Below are 19,734 nucleotides of genomic sequence, written 5' to 3'. Positions count from 1 at the left end.
AATATTGGGGGAGCTTCGATAAGTCAAACCCAATAAATTTTTTAACTTGTTTCTTTAACCCAAACCCAACCTATGTCTCTCGTCTTTGTATTCATCAGTATTTTGGTACTCATCCTTTTGATTACCTGGCTCAAATTCAACCCATTTTTAGCTTTTCTTATTTCATCCATTCTTGCAGGATTTCTTCTGGGAATTCCCCCGGAACAAATCGCCGGTTCAATCCAAAAAGGCATTGGAGGACTGTTGGGGGACTTGGTGATTGTCATAGTCATGGGAGCGATGTTAGGCAAATTAGTGGCAGAAAGCGGTGCCGCCCAAAAAATATCCGATACCTTGATGTCAATTTTTGGAATAAAAAATGTCACATGGGCCATGATGGTGACTGGCTTGGTGGTCGGTATTCCACTTTTTTACAATGTTGGATTTGTGCTCCTTGTACCATTGGTTTTCACCATTTCTTACAGATATAAATTGCCGGCAGTTTATGTAGGCATTCCTCTGTTGGCGGCCTTGTCCGTGACACATGGTTTCTTGCCGCCACACCCATCTCCTGCAGCATTGGTTGCTCAGTTTGGAGCCAATATGGGCCTTACACTAGTGTATGGATTAATAATTGTAGTCCCAACTATCATCATTGCAGGACCGATATTTGCGAAATTTCTCAAAAATATTGATGCCCGGCCCCTGGATACATTTCTGGCCAAACCTAAGAAAGAAGAAGACCTTCCTGGTACTTTCAACAGCTTTTTCTCTGCATTATTTCCTGTCTTTTTGTTGATTGGTACTACCACTTTGATGTTGAATATGTCAGCTGATCATTGGCTTTTTCCTTATTTGAAATTTGTGGGAGATCCGGGAATGGTAATGCTCATCTCCCTATTGATCGCAACTTATACCATTGGATTGAGGATGAAATTCAAAATTCCTGCTTTAATGGATATTTATGTAGTAGCTTCCAAAGATGTCGCGATGATTTTATTGATCATTGCAGGAGCCGGAGCACTGAAGCAGGTTTTACTGGATTCGGGTGTCAGTCAGACCATTGCCGATTCACTTCAGGGCTGGGATGTGGATCCATTGATATTGGCATGGACCATTACCGCGATCATTAGGGTTTGTGTAGGATCAGCTACAGTAGCAGGGTTAACTACTGCAGGGATCATTGCACCAATGGTTTCCGGAGGGGTGGTTGATCCTAATTTGTTGGTTTTGTCCATTGGTGCAGGCAGTCTGATGTTCTCCCATTTCAATGATGCAGGCTTTTGGCTTTATAAAGAATATTTCAATGTAAGTGTCAAAGACACGCTAAAATCTTGGTCACTGATGGAGACAATAGTGGCAGTAGTGGGATTAGGTGGAGTGATGCTACTCGACGCCTTTATTTGATGAATTATATAAGAATTATGACAGGTGACCGATGTCGGATGACCCACCACGGGCAGGCCGATGCTGAAATCCAGAATTTGACAATTACTTGTATCATTGTAAGCATTTATGATAATCTTTATATATGATCTATCAAAACCAAAAACGAATTCTAAAATCTAAATACTAATCTTATCACCGACAGGAAAGCCATCTATTGTCTCGCACCTGCCTACAGGTTAGCAAGACTATGTTCTTGGTTCCCCGATATGCATCGGGACAGGCTTTGACTCTTGGTTCTTAAATCTCAAATCTCAAATCTCACGTCTCCCGTCTTAAGAAAATGAAAACACCAGAAGAAAACCTTGCCGAATTAGGCTTAACATTGCCTCCACCACCAAAACCTTTGGGTGTTTACCGACCCTGCTTGGTTGATGGTAAATACCTTTACCTCTCCGGACACGGTACAGTAAAGGAAGATGGAACTCTGATTATCGGAAGAATCGGAGAAGATATGGATATGGATGCTGGAAAATTGGCTGCCAGACAAGTTGGTTTGGCAATGTTAGCCACCATCAAAGCCAATATTGGCTCGCTCGATAAAGTGAAAAGGGTCATCAAAGTCCTTGGAATGGTCAATTGCACCCCGGATTTTGAAAAACATCCCTATGTAATCAATGGCTGCAGTGAGCTTTTCGCATCGGTTTGGGGTCAGGAAAATGGAATCGGTGTGAGAAGCGCAGTTGGCTTTGGATCACTACCTGATAATATACCTGTGGAGATTGAGGCGTTGTTTGAGTTGAATTAGATTAATGAGACGGAAGCGCGAAGACGGAAGACGGAAGTTGCGAGAAATTTGGGTTTATAGGTCCTTTTAAATGGGTTTTGGCAATTACTAGATTTCCCTCTATGAAACAAAAACCTTTATTTCCTCTACCTACTCTTACGCTTTTACAAAAACTCAAATCTTAAATCTACAATCTAAAATCTACCCTCCGAATGTTCACAATAGACGCCCACCTCGACCTCAGTATGAATGCCCTTGAATGGAACCGGGATCTGAGGAAGCCTGTAGCTGAAATAAATAGACGGGAATCAGGATTAAGCGACAAACCTGACAGGGGAAAAGCTGTTGTATCCTTGCCTGAATTGAGAAAAGGAAATATAGGATTGGTAGTCGCTACCCAGATAGCAAGGTATGTGAAGGAGGGCAATCCCTTACCCGGTTGGCATTCACCTGAACAGGCTTGGGCACAGACACAAGGTCAATTGGCCTGGTACCGGGCAATGGAAGATGCCGGAGAGATGGTACAGATAACTGACCTCGAAAGCCTTGAAAAGCATCTTCAGCTTTGGCTGCATGAATTGCCTTGGAGTACCAAGCCGATTGGTTATATCCTTTCATTGGAAGGGGCAGATTCTATTGTGAATTTAAAATATCTTGAAAAAGCATACCAAAATGGACTGAGAGCATTAGGACCCGCACATTATGGTCCCGGAAGATATGCCAATGGCACGGATGCAACTGGTGGGTTGGAAAAAAACGGCAGAGAATTGCTCAAAGAAATGGAGCGGATGAATATTATCCTCGATGCTACCCACCTCTGCGATGACAGTTTTTGGGAGGCTTTGGACCATTTCAATGGACACGTTTGGGCGAGTCACAACAATTGTAGGGCATTGGTCAATCATAACCGTCAGTTTTCCGACGATCAGATCAAAGTATTGATTGAAAGAGGAGCAGTAATTGGTGGAGCGTTGGATGCTTGGATGATGGTGCCTGGCTGGGTTCGGGGAAAATCAAAGCCAATGGAAATGGACTGTAATCTGGAGAAAATGATTGACCATATGGACCATATCTGTCAGCTTGCAGGCAACGCCAACCATATAGGTATAGGTTCAGATTTGGATGGTGCCTTTGGCAAAGAACAATGTCCTTATGATTTGGAAACTATTGCAGATTTACAAAGCATTCCTTCTCTGTTGTATAAAAGAGGATACAGTTCCAAGGATATTGAAGGAGTTATGTTCGGAAATTGGGTAAGATTTTTAAGAAAAGCTTGGTCTTAAAAAGAGTAGTTTGTGAAAACTTTTTTACTCAAAAACAGGTAATTTTTATAGAATATATGTTTAATTATATTTTTTATCAATAAAATTTTAATTTAACAAAATTTAACATTTTTAATTAAATTTTATTCCAAATTGACAATAATTAAATATTTCAAGATCAAAATAATATTTGGATGCAATCGAATGTCAAAAGCATAAAATCAAGTTTTTTTTGCTTAATACAAAATTAAACAGCGTTTAGTTACCTTATTTAAAAAAAACTCAATATCTTTTCCCGATTAATTGTCTTTTTGACAAGAAAAGATCTTGGCAGATTGATTTCTTTGAAAAGAGAATTGATAAGTTAAATCAAACCAATCAATTAAACCCATTAACCAATGAAAAAACAATTTACAAGGTATTGCTTGTTGTTGTTTCTCATGGGATGTACGGTAATTAATTTTACCTACGCCCAGCAGGGACAAATAACAGGTAAAGTGGCTGATTCGGATTCCGGAGAGGGAATTCCTGGGGTCAGTGTTTTAGTTAAGGGTACCACTAGAGGTGCCATTACAGATTTGGACGGAAATTATACCATTTCAGCAGGTAGCAATGATGTCTTAGTATTTTCTTTTATAGGATTCACTACTATTGAAGAAGCAATAGGAAACAGGTCTGTTATCAATGTGGCCTTATCAGCTTCAATTCAAGCACTTAACGAAGTAATTGTCGTAGGGTATGGTACCCAGGAAAGAAAGGAAATTACAAGTGCGGTTACGAGTGTCAAAGCTGAAGACTTCAACCAAGGTACGGTAAATGATCCAAGGCAATTGCTTCAAGGTAAAGTAGCCGGACTTCAAATAGCAAGACCTGGTGGAAATCCCAATGGTGGCTTTGCCATGCGTTTGAGAGGGATATCATCTATAGGTGAAAATTCTGAACCTTTGATCGTTATCGATGGAGTTATTGGCGGTTCTTTAGCCACTGTGGATCCAAATGACATCGAATCTATGGATGTATTGAAAGATGGATCAGCTGCGGCTATTTATGGTACAAGGGGATCTGCGGGGGTGATTTTGGTAACTACCAAAACAGGAAAAACAGGCAGGACAATTGTTGAATACAATGGTAGCATGGCCATAGAAAATGTAGCAAGAACCATCTCGGTTATGAGTGCAGATGAATACCGTCAGGTTCCAGGTATGGTTGATTTGGGTGGAAATACCAATTGGTTGGATGAAGTAACCAGGACCGGATTTACCCATGTTCATAACCTTTCTCTTGGAGGAGGTTCTGCCAGTACCGCCTATAGAGTATCTATCAACTCCAGAAATGCAGAAGGTGTAGGAATCAATTCTGGCTTCAATGCACTCAATGCAAGACTTAATCTTACCCAAAGAGCACTAAAAGACAAAGCGATTTTCACTGTTAATATTTCCAATACTTCAATTGATAGAAGATTCGGAAACGAAAATTCATTCCGTTATGCTATAGTAAGTAATCCTACAGTTCCTGTTTTTGATCCCAATCCACAAACCCCCAATTTCGGAGGTTATTATGAGCGGGACATTTTTGACTGGTTCAACCCGGTATCTATTGCTGAGCAAAATATAGCTGACGGCAGAGAGAGCAGGTTATTGGCCAGTATCAGGGGCGAATATAACTTTACCAGCAAATTTCGGGCAGCGGTGTTTTATGCTACTCAAAGAGAAACTGATTGGAGAGGAAATTACTCACCCAAAACCGCGAAATTCGGTGGAGGTTTTGGAAGAAATGGTTTAGCTGAAATCAGGAATGACGAAAGATTGAATGACCTTTTTGAAACAACATTACATTATGATACGCAAGCAGGGAGAGTAGGTATGGCATTCTTGGGTGGTTATTCTTTCCAGGAATTTTTCAACCAAGGAAACAGAATGCAGGCTGGAGACTTCCTAACAGATGTAAATACTTATAATAATATCGGACAAGCGCTGGATCTTGAAAATGGTTTGGCATCAATTTCGTCTTATGCAAACGAGAACCGATTGGTGGCATTCTTTGGCCGTGCCAACTTTAACTGGGAAGACACCTACTTATTGTCTATTTCTGCAAGATATGAAGGTTCATCAAGATTCGGTGAGAACAACAAATGGGGTCTGTTTCCAGCAGTTAGTGCCGGGGTCAACTTAGCCAATATAATTGATATTCCAACGGTAAGTGCCATGAAAGTAAGAGCGAGTTATGGCAGAACAGGTACGCAGCCAAATCAATCTTATATTTCACTGTTCAGATTTGGAAGAACAGGAAATTTCTTTTACAATGATAGATTTGTTCCCTCCTTTGGTCCAGTTTCCAATCCAAACCCAGATTTGGCTTGGGAAAAGAAAGATGAATATAATTTCGGAGTGGACTTTGTAATGCTAAACAATAGATTGGATGGTTCCTTTGATTATTATACCAGAGTGACTACCGGAATGCTTCTACCCATCAATGTCCCTGTTCCACCAAATCTTTTCCCAACCACAATTTTGAACATAGGAGAAATGGTGAATTCAGGTATAGAATTTATGGTCAATTACCAAGCTATCCAAAAAAGTCAGTTCCGTTGGACAACAGGATTTAACTTCTCTACTTTGAGAACCAACCTCCGTAGCTTGTCTTCCGGGGACTTCTCGTTTGGTGATGTGAATTACCGTTCCAACTTTGGTTCACCAGGACAAAACTTAACCCAATTGATCAGGGTTCAGGAAAACGGTCCATTAGGCCAGATTTGGGGTCCCATATTTGACGGGGTCAATGAAAATGGTAGCCCTAGATTGAAAGTCATAAACGGTACTGCTGTAGATGATAATGGCAATCCGGTTTATTGTAATTGTAATGATGACAGAACCCAATTGGGAACTGCTTATCCAACATTCAACTTTGGATTCAACAATACCATCAATTACAAAAACTGGGATTTGAATTTCTTCTTTAGAGGATCCATTGGACATTACCTCATCAACAGTTATAGAGGCTTCTACGAAAATACAGAAAGTACTACGGTTCAGAATTATAATATTGTAAATACCAAATATTATGATCCTTCAATCAAAGTAGCACAGTATAATAGCAGTCACGTGGAAAAGGCTGATTTTGTGGTTCTGGATAACGCAACCTTAGGCTATAATTTCAATCTAGGACAAGGAAGAAATGTTACGAGATTAAGGACCTTCATATCAGTGCAGAACCCTTTCATCTTTACTGGCTATACTGGTGTTGATCCGGAAGTTAGATATACTGATCCCGAAAGCAACAATGATCCATTGGCTCCCGGTATAGAGCGTAGAGCAACCTATTTCACTACTACTATCACCACACTTGGAATCAATGTCAGTTTCTAAGCAAAAAAATAAAGATCTTATGAAAAATTTACTAAACATACGATACTTCCTAATTGGCCTGGCGATGAGTTTCTTCGCATTATCTTGTGTCGATTTAGAAGAACAGGTTTACAGTGATGTATTAGCAGATGAATTCTTTCAAAATGAGGAAGAGTTTATCTCTGCTCTAGGAGCTGCTTATAGATCTTTGGGAGGTTTGGGGAATCATTCGGGCCTTTGGTCCATCAATGAAATTGCTTCTGATGAGATAGTTGTATCTCATAAGGGTGGAGACTGGTTTGATGGAGGTGTTCTATTACAGTTGCATCAACATGATTTTCTTCCTGACAACCCCTTTTTCCAAAATTCCTGGAATTTCCTTTTTGGTGGGATCAATACATGCAATAGGTTGATATTCACTTTTGAAGGGTCAGATAATCCTATTGCTCCCTCATTTATTGGAGAATTGAGGGCGCTTCGGGCATTGTACTATTATTGGGCATTGGATGCGTTTGGAAATGTGCCTTTGGTTACAGATTTTGCTGATTTGGAAGCCCCTTCAACAAGATCAAGACAGGAAATTTATAATTTCATTCTTACAGAATTGAATGAAGTCATTCCTTTGTTACCTACTGCAAAAGATGCATCGACTTATGGAAGAATGACCAGATGGTCGGCTTTGATGATCAGAATGAAGTTGTATCTCAATGCAGAGGTTTATACGGGTACTCCACAATGGGCTTTGGCTGCGGCTGATGCAGAGGAAATTATCAATTCCGGCCCATATAGCCTAATGCCTATTTACAAAGATAATTTCGTAATCAACAATGCTATTTCTTCCGAAAATATCTTGGTATATCCTTACGATAAGGTATTTGCAAGAGGATTTAACTGGGTGATGATGACCTTGCATATTGCCAGTCAGGCAACCTTTAACCTGACCCAACAGCCTTGGAACGGATATCAAACAGTGGAGGAATTTTATAATTCCTATGTGGATCCTGTTAGAAATCCAGGTGTTCAGGGTCCGGTTTGGAAAGGCCTTGCTTTGGAACAAAGCCCAGGTACTTTAGATGGTAGGTTATCCAATTTCTTGGTCGGACCTCAATTTAGATCTGATGGTTCAAGATTGACAGATCCGGGAGTTGAAGGCAATGATCCTGATGGACAGCCTCTTACTTTCATGCCTTTCTTAAATGAAATCTCCCCAGGAGGTTTAAGGCAGGCAGGTGCCAGAATCGCTAAATATGAATTTGAAAGAGGCGGTACCGATAATATGAGCAATGACTTTGTGATCTTCAGATTGTCTGATGTCATCCTTTCTTTGGCAGAAGCTAAATTCAGACTTGGAGAAACTGCTGAAGCCCTTGCGTTGGTAAATCAAATCAGGGAAAGAGCCGGTAATCTTGATCCATTCACTACACTCACAGAGCAAAATCTATTTGACGAAAGAGGAAGAGAGATGTATGTGGAAATGACAAGAAGGCAGGATCTGATCAGATTCAAAAAATATGGCGAGGCCTGGTGGCCTTTCCAGGGAATGAACCGTCCCAAAAGAGTACATGCACCTGGAAGTCATTGGGAATTATTCCCTATCCCAGAACCGCAAATATTGGCCAATCCTAAGTTAACCCAAAACCCAGGTTACAACTAAAATATAATTTCTCAAATCATCGAGCAAGCTGAAATTTTTGATTTCAGCTTGCTTTTTTTTTACCTCTCTTCAAATGTATTATTCTTGTAGAGATTGATATATTCATACATAATCTTTTACTTGAACCCCATAAAATACCCAGATTAAAATGAATTATAAGTTTAAAACCCCACAACTTTCTTTACCCCGACTGTTGAAAAACAATCTCCCATTGGTTTTTATTTTGGGATGGTTTATCAGTCTGCAGTCTTGTGATTCCTCAAGCTTTAGGTTCGGAGAAGACAAAATCAGCCAAACCGACAGCTTGTTTCTAGGGATTCATTTGGGTATGGCCCAAAAAGATTTCTTTGACCATTGTACCGAGCTCAATAAGCAACAAATCATTACACAAGGACCGGGGGGCAATACCAATGTAGAATACAGAATTAAGAATGAGTTTGACAATGAAGTCAGCATGCGTTTCTTTCCGACTTTTATTGACAATAAGGTGTATGAAATGCCTGTCACTTATTCTTATATTGCCTGGGCCCCATGGAACAAACATTATTGGTCGGATAGCCTTTTAGAAAAAGTGTTGGTAAAATACAAGGAGTGGTATGGTGATGACTTTAAATTACTCAATCATCCAACTCAAGGTAAGGTTTACTATAAAATAGATGGAAAAAGAAGGATCAATCTTTTTGTCCAAGATGAACAATATGTTCAGGCAGTATTTACAGATCTCAAAGTTGAAAAAAGGTTAAAAGAGGAATTTGAAAAAAGCCTTGAAAAAGAGAAAGAGTTGAATGATTGAGGGAAGTTAGGCCTAAAAACAGAAAACCAGAATTCCCAATACACTGAGATGTAATAATTTGAGTGGATTTTCCATCACCAAGACGGCTAAAGAAATCGAACAGAAACTGGGATAAAAGCAGTTTTTTTAGAGCTGTTAGCGGTGGTTTAAAAAGCTTTCAACTAGCAAAAATCGGTTTTCTTTGATTCAGATTAAAGTTGTGCAATGACTTCCCTCGTTGACAATAGCTCATCATTAAAATGTATCATGAATTAAGTAAAGTTTTTTCATTTGCTGTTTCATTACTTTCTCGGGTGTTAATTTCATAATGGATTTCATTATGAATTGTCCAAAATCACTATGGGCCAACTGTCCCAACCTCCAGGAGTTATTTACCACATAATCGACTTTTTCCCGTCTGGCTGATTCAAATAAATCCAAGGTCTGCTCAATCTGATTGTTTCCTGCTAAAATATTCGCAAGGTAATAGGCGTCTTCGATTCCTTGGCCTGCCCCTTGTCCCATATTCGGGGTAGTGGCGTGTGCAGCATCTCCTACCAAAACCACTTTGTCTTTATGCCATTTATCTAGCCGTTTAAGGTCTGAAATGTCATTCCTGATGATTTTCTCCGCTTTGGTTTGGTCAATGATTTTTAAAACTAAAGGGTGGAAACTGCTATACAACTGCCTTAATTCAGATTTAATGCTATCTATGTTGTCAGTTCCGTTCTGTTTGGCCTTGACTACAGCAAACCAATAAACCTGATTCTCTGAAATTTGAGAAAAGCCAAATCTTATCTTTCTACCCCAACTTTCAATGCCTGAGTTTTGAAACTCTTTTGGAAGACCAATTTCAGAAATACCCCTCCAACACGTTTGACCTGAAAATCTTTTTGAAGTATTACTAAATATACTATCTCTCACCTTTGAGTTTATTCCATCAGCTCCAATGAGCAAATCCGTAACTGTTTCCTTATCGCCTATATAAATCTTCAGCTGATTGTTACTGTAATCGATTGAATTGAATTCATACCCTAGTTTTACCTTGTCTTTAGGTAAGGCTTCAAACAATATCATCTGTAAGGTTGATCTGTGTATTGCCACAATTTTATTGCCTTTTTCGTCCTGAACAACTTGCTGTCCGGTTTTTTTAAAGGGTACTAATTGGGAGTTTGTTATATCTACCTGGTCCAACAGCGTACCACTCTCTCTGACGAGTGTGCCCAGCCCTAACCAGTCTAAAACTTTCAATGCGTTGGGTTGCATCCAAATACCTGCCCCAACTTCATTTAGCTGTTTTGCCCGTTCATACACTTCAAACTGAAATCCAAGTTTGTTCAATGCTAAAGCGGTTGTTAACCCTGCAATTCCCCCACCAATGATGGTAATTTTCATGTCTGTTATTTTTTTAAGGTATCACCAATTTGAAGAAAACAGCTTATTTATAGCAAAGAGTCTGCTTAGCTTCAAACTTAGAGACGCCATAATTTAAAGGTATTTTAAAAATCATTTCGAAATGGATTTTTCTTTTCCTATGCTCACTTTTGATCCAATGCCAATCTATCCTTTCCCATTCAGATCAAATTCAACTTCCAAAAACTACCCTCACCCCGATAGATTGTATTTTTCCCACCTTTTCGTCCTTAGGATCAATAGCTGTATTCCAAAGGTAAAGTGATTTGAGAGTTTGGATTTCAGCCAATGTTTCCAAACCTGCTTCGCTGACCTTGGTCCCGTTCAGGTTCAAACTTTCCAGTTTGGAAAGACTGCTCAAAGCTGAAATTCCTGAATCCGTGATGGGATTATTTTCGATCCGTAGTCTGTGCAAATTTGAAAACTGCGCTATCTGATTCAGGTCATAATCTTGGAGTCCCGTTTCGGCCAAACTGAGCCAATAAATCTGATCTTTGACAGGCAAAAGCGCTTTCAATAGTTCCGAAGCTCGATCCTTGGCGGCATCCGATGGCAAGACAACATCCAAAGCGCCGGATTCGTGGGAGAGAATTCTAACCCGAAATCCCATTTTCTCCAAAGCTTTGAGATGAACAGTATCGATTCTTACTACCTGTAATTTTTCTGTTCCGAGTATATTCAGTCTAGGCTTTGCCCATGCAATAATAGCTTCATCCGCATCCATCAAGGAGATTTTAGGATCTGCTTTTCCTTTTGCTATCCACCAAATGAGTACTTGGATTTCTTCTTCAGTCAGTGGCTTTTTCCCTTCTGCAGGCATAAAATCATCGTGATCAGACGGCAGCGTTACTCTCCGGATCAGCTCACTTTTTTCAGCATCTGCCGCAATAAATACCGGACCGTTTTCTCCTCCTTGGAGCATAGTCTCATAGGAAACCAAATTCAGTTCACCTTTGGTTTTTCCAGGTCGGTGACAGCTTTGACATTTGCTTCGAAGCACAGGCTGAATCACATCTGTAAAAACCTCCGCATCCTCCAATTTATCCAAAACCCGCCCTTGGGTCTCTTTTTGCTTTTCACCAAAAGGTGCATAAGCAGTTAGATAATCTTCCCCATGAGTAAGGCTTCCCCCAAAATGTCCGGTGACAGAAAGTGCCAGGATCATAAAGCCTAATACAATATAATTCAGTTTTTTGCTGAACCTGTCCTCATGCTTATTGATCCACCAGGCAATGGCTGAGATTATCACCGTCATCCATCCTGCCACCACATGAACATCCAAAAGGTCGTCCTCATATCCCCCGGATTGCGAAAGCAAAAAACCCAATACTGCTGCAATTAAGGCACTGATGGTTCCCAAAAGCAAAGAAAAGTTCACAGCTTCCTGCATCGCGGGTTTTTTCCCCAATGTCATATAGGCTTTAAAAAAGACCGCAATGATCAAAAAACCAATAGGCAAATGAACCCAAAGTGGGTGAAATCGTCCGATGAAAGTGATCAGGTCTTGTATCATATTTTGACAACCCTAGGTTAAAATCCCCTTTACCACATGACCCTCTACATCGGTAAGCCTAAATCTCCGGCCCTGATGCTTGTAAGTGAGTTTTTCATGGTCTATTCCAAAAAGATGTAGAATCGTTGCCTGCAGGTCATGGACATGAACCGGATCTTTGACCACATTATATCCAAAATCGTCTGTTTCTCCATAGGTGAAACCCGGCTTTACCCCTGCCCCGCACATCCATTTGGTAAAGCAGCGTGGATGATGGTCACGGCCATAATTATCCGGTGAAAGTGTGCCCTGACTGTACACTGTCCTACCAAATTCCCCGCCCCAAACAACAAGCGTATCTTCCAACAAGCCCCTTTGCTTGAGGTCTTTGATCAATGCCGCGGTTGCCCGGTCCGTTTTCTGGCATTGGTTTTTTATCCCTCCGGGTAAATTCCCGTGCTGATCCCATCCCTGATGGTAGAGCTGGACAAATTTGACATCTTTTTCAATAAGCTTTCTCGCCAAAAGGCAATTGGCAGCATAAGTACCGGGATCGCGGCTGTCTTCACCATACATCTCATAAACCGAGTCAGGTTCCTTGGACATATCCGTAATTTCCGGTACTGAGGTCTGCATCCGGAAGGCCATTTCATACTGGGCAATGCGGGCGCTGATCTCAGGATCGCCATAAGTATCCAACTGCACATCATTCAGTGATTTGAGGTAATCGAGCATTTCACGCCTGTCTTTTCCATCGTAATTTTCAGGATTGCCGAGATAAAGCACAGGGTCTTTGCCGGACCGGAATTGGATGCCCTGGTATTGGGAAGGGAGAAATCCATTTCCCCAAAGTCTGGCATAAAGCGGTTGGTCCTGCACCGCATTTTTGGAAACCAAGACGATAAAAGCAGGTAGGTTTTGATTATCCGAACCCAATCCATAACTCAACCAAGCGCCCATGGAGGGACGGCCCGGAAGCTGATGGCCTGTCTGGAAAAAAGTAATGGCCGGATCATGGTTGATCTGTCCCGTCTGCATGCTTTTGATAAAACAAAGTTCATCCACGATCTCAGCAGTATGGGGCATCAGTTCACTGACCCAAGCCCTGCTTTGTCCATATTGGCTAAATTTAAAAGCTGAAGCAGTCATAGGAAACGAACTTTGATCAGCACTCATCCCGGTAAGACGTTGCCCGTCTCTCACCGAATCAGGGAGCTCCTGACCATGAAGGTCCACCAGCTTTGGTTTGTAATCATACAATTCCAACTGGGAAGGCCCCCCGCTCTGAAATAGGTAAATCACCCGCTTGGCCTTTGGCATAAAATGCGGCAATTCTGCCAATCCATTGGGTGACTCAGAAAGCGGCGGCGGAACCTTTGGGTTTTCTGCAAAAATCTTCTCCATTCCCATCAGCGAGCCCAAGGCCAGGGAACCAAGTCCCAAAGAAGTTTTTGTCAAAAACCTCCTTCTGTCCATATTCTTTTCAATCTCCTGAAGATCTCTGTTGGAAGACCTGAGCGGGGCATCGTGATGGTTACTCATATTATCTTTTGGTTAGAAAAGCATCTGAATTGATAATGGCACTGGCGGTGACGGCATTGGCCGCAAGGTGGAAAGGATCTAATTCTATAGGAATCTGATATTCCCCGGAAGTCAACCAGCCTTTTGTTTTATTTTGATCTGCCTTGAATTTACGGTATTCATTTTCCCTTAATTTCAGAAGGATTTGAAGCTCCTTAGGATTGGGTTTTCTTCCTGTCAGTCTGCGGAAAGTATCTTCTATAGACTTGGAGATTTCCGGATAAGCCAGCATCTTTTCACCCAAAACCTTGGAAGCCTCCACAAAAGTCGGATCATTCATCAGTACCAAAGCTTGAAGCGGCGTATTGGTCTCCTGCCTTTTGCTTACCGAAAAACTGTGGTCAGGTGCATCGAAGATGGATAATGTAGGATGGTGAACGGAGCGTTTCCAAATCGTATACATACTCCTTCGGTAAAGATTTTCCCCTGTATCCTGCACGTAGTTGGCCCCGTTTACCTTCCAAAGACCCTCAGGCTGATAAGGAAACACACTTTTCCCTCCAATTGTAGGGTTCAGTAAACCTGCGGCAAATAGGGCATTGTCCCGGATCAATTCTGCAGGCAGACGAACCGACGGCCCACGGGCTAGCAGGTAATTGTCAGGATCTTTCTCGGCCAATTCAGGCCTACTTTTCGAGGCTTGACGGTAGGTAGCAGAAGTGACAATCAGACGTTGCATGGCTTTCACATCCCAACCCGAATTTTGAAATTCCAATGCCAACCAGTCCAGTAATTCCGGATGCGAAGGCAATTGGCCCTGATTTCCAAAATCCTCAGAAGAGGCGACCAACCCGCGGCCAAAGTAATTTTGCCAAAATCGGTTGACTGCCACCCTTGCCGTAAGTGGATTTTCTGGATCCGTCAGCCATTGGGCCAGTCCAAGACGGTTTTTGGGAAGGTTTTCACGCATAGGCAATACGCTTTCGGGGGTATTGGGAAAAACTTCCTCTCCATGCAGGTTATATTCTCCACGTGTCAAAACATAAGTGCTCCGCTTTGCGGTTTTGTCCTGCATGATCATCATTTCAGGTATCCGCTCAACAGAATCTGCATAGGCTTTTCTCTGGTCAACCACATCTTTCAGCTTTTCTCTGTAAGCCACAGAATGGTTGTTGAGATAGAGTTTTTTCAGGGCCTGTTTTTCCTGAGCATCGAATTTGTCCCAGGTTTGGGCAAGGATTGATTTATATTTGTCAAGCTTGGCAATCTGCAAGACCTCAAGAGACGAAAGTTCTTTGTCATACACACTGACTTCATCCACCAAAGCGTCTTTGAGTCCCTTGCCTCTCCACACAGCCCCTACCTGCAAACCCGGCTGTCCCCCCTGAAAAAGGATGTCTTTGTACAGGTTGTCATGGGTAGTTTGGGTAGCCATTTCAAGTCCGTTTAGGAATACTTTGAGTCCATTTGCTTTGGAAGAACCGTCATACGTCATGACCAAATTGATCCATTGGTCACGGGGAATATCCTGTTCCGTGACTTTGGTGATGGCATTGTAGGGAGCGGTATGTGCCATCAGTAATTCCAGGCGGTTGTTTTTGAGACTGAGGTGGTATCCCCGCCAATTATAGAGCACTGCGCCTGAACCCTTGTGGAAGATCGCCCCATCAGTCAAAGACTTGGGGACAGAAATCCAAACACTTACAGAAAAAGGTTCGCTGCGTGAAAAAACACCCGAACCGCCCAAATCCAGCCAGGAATCCCCATTGAGTTTGACCGATTTTCCCCTGAATCCCTCTACATAGGCGGGTTTCTGGTTTTTCACCTCGCTGCTTTCCATGGTTCCTTTTTGGGAAGGATTCAGAAGATTCTGAATGGAGTTTTGGTCAAAAGTGTAAAAGGCATTCCGGCTTGCCGGAAAATCCATTTTGGAAACTTTTTGAAAAGACTCCGATGCCAACCAGGCCTGAAAGGCATCTTCCTCCTTTTCAGCCATTTTTGCCAGTTCCTCTTCCTCCTTGTTTTTTTGGGAAAGCAGGTAGGAAAGCATATTGTCTTTCTCCGTATCGGTCAAAAGCATCGTCGGAACGGGCATGGAATCATCCCAAGAGATCTGACCGGCCTCATCCACCTGATTGAAAAAACTACTGAGTTCAAAGAAATTCTTTTGGGAAATCGGGTCGTATTTATGGTCATGACACCGCGCACAACCCAATGTCAAAGCCATAAAAGCCTGACCCATGGTACTCGTCCGGTCTACCACATATTCCACCCGAAACTCCTCCTCCACAATTCCCCCTTCCATATTTTGGGGATGAATCCGATTGAATGCCGTCGCAATCAGCTGCTCTTTGCTAGGATTGGGAAGGAGATCCCCCGCCAACTGATGGGTGATAAACTGATCGTAGGGAAGGTTTTGGTTGAATGCCCTGATCACCCAATCCCGATAGGGCGATGCGTCCCTATACCTGTCTACGGTATAGCCATGGGTGTCGGCAAACCTTGCTATGTCCATCCAATGCATGGCCATTTTCTCCCCGTAATGTGGAGAATTGAGCAATCTGTCAACCTGCTTTTCATAAGCGTTGTCAGAGGGATCAGCAAGAAAGGCATCTATTTCAGCCAGGCTTGGAGGCAAACCTATCAAATCCAAGCTCAATCTTCTCAGGAGCGTTTCCTTATCGGCCTCCGCTGAAGGTTGGATTCCTTCCTGCTCAAGTTTGTTTAGAACAAAGTGGTCAATTGGATTTTTGATCCAAGCTTTATCTTTTATTTTCGGAATGTCATGTTTTTGGGGAGGAATAAAGGCCCAATGCTTTTTGTATTCGGCCCCATCTTCAATCCATTTGATCAGGATTGCCTTTTCTTTTGGGGTCAAAATCAAATTTGATTCTTGGGAAGGCATCCGGTACTCCGGATCTTCTGAAATGATCCGGTGAAAAAGTTCGCTTTTGCGGAGGCTTCCTGATTTGATGGCAACCTTACCGGGAGAGTCTTTCAGAGATGCAAAAGCCATTTCAGGATCGTGCAAACTCAGTCCTGCCTTTTGGGCTGCCAGGTCAGGGCCATGGCAGGCGAAGCATTTATCGGACAGAATTGGCTTGACATGGATATTGAAATCCAGTGCTTCCGGTAATTCCTCATAGGCTGCCCGCACATCCTCCGGGAGTTCAGGGCTACAGGAAATCAAAAAGAAAATAAAGCAGTAACTCAGTATTCTTAAAACCATTTGAAATCAAATCAACGCATTAAATTAATGGAATTTCAAATCATATCCCACCTGCTATATCCTGTATAGTTGAGCAATGCTTACCTGTAAGATTTATTTTCCCCAATTAGATTTCGGTGATTTCAGGGATGCGCTAGAAAACCAATCAAACTTCACCAAAGAACAGGAATACCTTATCCAAAGAGCCATAACCCGTCATAATGGTTCGTAAAAACGAATCGGTGAAAACCTTGGAATAGAAGGGTTGACTAGTCATGTTCCAAGACATACCTTGGCCAATCATATGGCTTACTTCGGCTATTCAGAAGAAGAAATCCGCCTGATCTTAGCCCATTCAACCGTCCAAACCACAAAAATTTACCTCAGGGAGAGGCATGGATTTTCTGGTAGTTTTGAGATTATGAAGAGTTTTTATGGGGGGAAGGGGTCAGGTACCGTTAAAAACGATTTGGATTTAGCAATTTAACGATTTGATAAAATGTGTTTTAATGCATTTTATCTTTTGTCATAGCCTTTTCTAAATTTGGGTTTCTTCTATGCTTTGTTCCTTGTTCATAAGAGTAAGCAAGTTTGATTAATATCGGTTCTGAATACATACGTCCAAGGAATTCCACTCCTGTCGGCAAGTTATCTTGCATAAAACCCATGGGAACTGTAAATGCTGGTTGACCTGTGTGAGGTGCAACAGCCCCGGTATTTTCGCCAGTGTATTCCTCAACTATTGAATCCATCCTGTAAGGTTTTATATTCCAGGTTGGATAAATGAGAGCATCTAATCGCATTGAATCCATATAGTTTTCAATGGCTTCTCGAAATGCAATTCTATTTAGATCAGAATACGCATCCAAACATGAAATTTCTATATTCTCAGGGCGGCCATTATGAGTTGCAGAAAAGTTTAAAGTCTCTGTTGTGAACTTTGATTTTGAACCAATCCGAATTAAATCCTCAAGTTTTCGAATCGTGTCATTTTTAACATTTTTAATCAGGTAGTTTTCAATATCAGATCTGAAACTTTCACACCAATGGTTCTTACGAAGCAATGCAAAATTTGGAATGACTACAGGATCAATGATCTCTGCACCGAGCTTCTTCATATCCTCAATGGCTTCTTCAAAAAGTGCCAATATTTCAGGGTCAATATCGACTTCAGCTATTTCCCACAGAACCCCAATTCTTGATCCTTTTAAGCCTTCATTGTCAAGGAACTGAATATAATTATCAGGTATTCTCCCATTAGAATATGAAGTCAAATCATCTTCTTCATCATAACCGCTAATGACTTCTAGAACTCTTGCTGCATCTTCAACGGTCCGACACATAGGGCCGGCCATGTCTTGTCGAAGCTGGCATGGAATAATTCCGGATCGACTCACCAAACCCATCGTTGGCCTAAAACCCACTAACGATCCATGAGATGAGGGTAAACGTATTGAACCGCCCGTATCTGTTCCTAATCCAATTACACCAAAATTGGCAGCGATGGCAGCCCCCGTTCCACCACTTGAGCCCGCAGAAGTATATTCTTGATTATAGGCATTTAAAGTTGCACCATTTGTTGAGCTATACGATCCCCACGGAGTAAATGCCCATTCAGCCATATTTGATTTGCCCAGGATTATGGCACCAGCTTCTACCAACTTACAAATAATGAATGCGTCACTCTCAGGTTTGAAATTTTGTAATGCCAGTGACCCGGCAGTAGTTTCAAGCCCTTTGGATTGTATGTTGTTTTTAACGATCACAGGTATCCCATGAAGTGGGCGGAGCACCTTGGTGTGCTCAAATTCCTCATCAAGTTCTTTAGCAATGTTTAGTGCATTTGGATTGATTGAGTTAATAGCGTTTATGGATGGGTCAAGGTTTTTAATCCTTTCCAAATAAGCTGAAACCAATTTTTGACTATTGTAATCACCATCTTTGAAAGCCTTATGAATATTCTGGATTGTAAGTTCTTGAAGATTTATCGGAGATGGTTCCTCACTGGTCTGACACCCAAGGATTCCATTAATTATGAAGGTGCAGACAAAAATTATTTTATAAGTTTTCATATTAGTTTAATTGGCTATAACGGTACGTGATTCAGATTGGAGACGGCGGGCTTTCGGAGCCGTTCTATTCAAGCTTATTCCTAGCTTCTTAAAGATCCTGATTTTTCAATTTACTCGGTACCGCCCACTGTATCCATGGTGATGTTAGCGAAAGTTTATCCTATCTCTTTACCCAATTTTCCAATTGAATTCCAGAAATTCTTTCAAATTCCTTTCGATTTTCGGTCACCATGATCAGATCTTTATCCACAGCAGTACAACCGATTAATAGATCAAAATCGCTTATCATCAGTCCTATTGACCTTAATCGGGCTTTCTCTTTTCCATAAAGGTAAATGGCACTGAAAATCGGAAGGATCAGAACTTGATTGGTAAAAACTTCTATTAATTCAAGATTCTTTTTGGGATTAGTGCTGTTTTCAGCTCCAAATACTAGTTCAGCAAACGTAACTTCAGAAATAGCAAAGTTTTCAGTTCCTAATTCCTGAAACTTTTCTATCAATCCATACTTCCCTCTTAAAAAATGGACGCAGATATTAGTGTCTAAAAGATAATTCATTCGAAACCAGGATTTTCTGTTTTTTCTATTCTGGATTCTCTAATTTCTTTAATGATTTCGTCCGAATCTTTATCATCTTCCCATGCGCCAAAAAGCGTCCGAATTTCCACCTTCTCTTCTTTTATATCAAGAGATTCAGTCAATTTTATGATCAGCTTTTTCTTGGAAAGATTATCCAAACCTTTCAAGAGACCGAAGTACTTTTCTAATGTCTTGTTGTTTAAAGTGAGGTTTGCCATATTTTTTTTATCCAATTTACGAAATTAATGGTTTGATGGTCAAAAG

At 41.4% G+C, this 19,734-nt stretch carries 14 protein-coding genes; 7 read left to right on the top strand and 7 right to left on the bottom strand.

Features of this window, described 5'->3' with window-relative positions; genetic code table 11:
* Positions 1 to 72: 72 nt before the first annotated feature.
* From B9A52_RS04535 to B9A52_RS04510, 6 genes are all read left to right on the top strand, one after another.
* A complete protein-coding gene (locus tag B9A52_RS04535) occupies positions 73 to 1,386 on the top strand; it encodes a gluconate:H+ symporter (RefSeq protein WP_084119183.1) in 1,314 nt (437 codons plus the stop codon).
* Positions 1,387 to 1,708: 322 nt separating this feature from the next.
* Entirely contained in the window at positions 1,709 to 2,173 is a 465-nt protein-coding gene (locus B9A52_RS04530; protein ID WP_084119182.1) for a RidA family protein, read from the top strand.
* Positions 2,174 to 2,364: 191 nt separating this feature from the next.
* Positions 2,365 to 3,435 carry a dipeptidase gene (locus B9A52_RS04525; RefSeq protein ID WP_084119181.1) on the top strand — a complete coding sequence of 357 codons (1,071 nt, stop codon included), beginning with the start codon at positions 2,365 to 2,367 and terminating at the stop codon, positions 3,433 to 3,435.
* 377 nt (positions 3,436 to 3,812) lie between these two features.
* A complete protein-coding gene (locus B9A52_RS04520; RefSeq protein WP_084119180.1) occupies positions 3,813 to 6,779 on the top strand; it encodes a SusC/RagA family TonB-linked outer membrane protein in 2,967 nt (988 codons plus the stop codon).
* Between the two features lie 19 nt (positions 6,780 to 6,798).
* Positions 6,799 to 8,412, top strand: a complete 1,614-nt coding sequence (locus B9A52_RS04515; RefSeq protein WP_084123389.1) for a RagB/SusD family nutrient uptake outer membrane protein — start codon at positions 6,799 to 6,801, stop codon at positions 8,410 to 8,412.
* 148 nt (positions 8,413 to 8,560) lie between these two features.
* Positions 8,561 to 9,205, top strand: coding sequence for a hypothetical protein (locus B9A52_RS04510; protein ID WP_231955489.1), 645 nt, complete (start codon positions 8,561 to 8,563; stop codon positions 9,203 to 9,205).
* A 234-nt stretch (positions 9,206 to 9,439) separates the two neighbouring features.
* Here B9A52_RS04510 and B9A52_RS04505 read toward each other — a convergent pair whose 3' ends face one another.
* The 4 genes from B9A52_RS04505 to B9A52_RS04490 all read right to left on the bottom strand — a co-directional run bounded on the left by B9A52_RS04505 (position 9,440) and on the right by B9A52_RS04490 (position 16,839).
* On the bottom strand, positions 9,440 to 10,579 hold the full coding sequence (locus tag B9A52_RS04505) for an FAD-dependent monooxygenase (protein WP_084119179.1): 1,140 nt from the start codon (positions 10,577 to 10,579) through the stop codon (positions 9,440 to 9,442).
* A 190-nt stretch (positions 10,580 to 10,769) separates the two neighbouring features.
* A complete protein-coding gene (locus tag B9A52_RS04500) occupies positions 10,770 to 12,110 on the bottom strand; it encodes a DUF2231 domain-containing protein (protein ID WP_084119178.1) in 1,341 nt (446 codons plus the stop codon).
* 12 nt (positions 12,111 to 12,122) lie between these two features.
* Positions 12,123 to 13,631: a DUF1501 domain-containing protein gene (locus B9A52_RS04495; protein WP_084119177.1), complete on the bottom strand. Its 1,509-nt coding sequence runs from the start codon at positions 13,629 to 13,631 to the stop codon at positions 12,123 to 12,125.
* Between the two features lies 1 nt (position 13,632).
* Positions 13,633 to 16,839: a DUF1553 domain-containing protein gene (locus B9A52_RS04490; protein WP_084119176.1), complete on the bottom strand. Its 3,207-nt coding sequence runs from the start codon at positions 16,837 to 16,839 to the stop codon at positions 13,633 to 13,635.
* Positions 16,840 to 17,056: 217 nt separating this feature from the next.
* Here B9A52_RS04490 and B9A52_RS26500 point away from each other — a divergent pair, with 217 nt between their 5' ends.
* The gene (locus tag B9A52_RS26500) at positions 17,057 to 17,305 is read left to right on the top strand and encodes a tyrosine-type recombinase/integrase (protein WP_084119175.1); all 249 of its coding nucleotides are present in this window, start codon (positions 17,057 to 17,059) and stop codon (positions 17,303 to 17,305) included.
* A gap of 19 nt (positions 17,306 to 17,324) precedes the next feature.
* On the opposite strand, the gene B9A52_RS04480 is transcribed toward B9A52_RS26500, so the two are convergent.
* The 3 genes from B9A52_RS04480 to B9A52_RS04470 form a co-directional block, all read right to left on the bottom strand.
* A complete protein-coding gene (locus B9A52_RS04480; RefSeq protein WP_084119174.1) occupies positions 17,325 to 18,890 on the bottom strand; it encodes an amidase family protein in 1,566 nt (521 codons plus the stop codon).
* Between the two features lie 160 nt (positions 18,891 to 19,050).
* Entirely contained in the window at positions 19,051 to 19,449 is a 399-nt protein-coding gene (locus tag B9A52_RS04475; protein ID WP_084119173.1) for a type II toxin-antitoxin system VapC family toxin, read from the bottom strand.
* Positions 19,446 to 19,688, bottom strand: a complete 243-nt coding sequence (locus tag B9A52_RS04470; protein ID WP_084123387.1) for a hypothetical protein — start codon at positions 19,686 to 19,688, stop codon at positions 19,446 to 19,448. The genes B9A52_RS04475 and B9A52_RS04470 overlap by 4 nt, the downstream gene beginning before the upstream one ends.
* Between the last annotated feature and the right edge of the window lie 46 nt (positions 19,689 to 19,734).

This window comes from Aquiflexum balticum DSM 16537 (assembly GCF_900176595.1).
Lineage (GTDB): Bacteria > Bacteroidota > Bacteroidia > Cytophagales > Cyclobacteriaceae > Aquiflexum > Aquiflexum balticum.
This window is presented reverse-complemented; position numbering and strand designations above follow the sequence as displayed.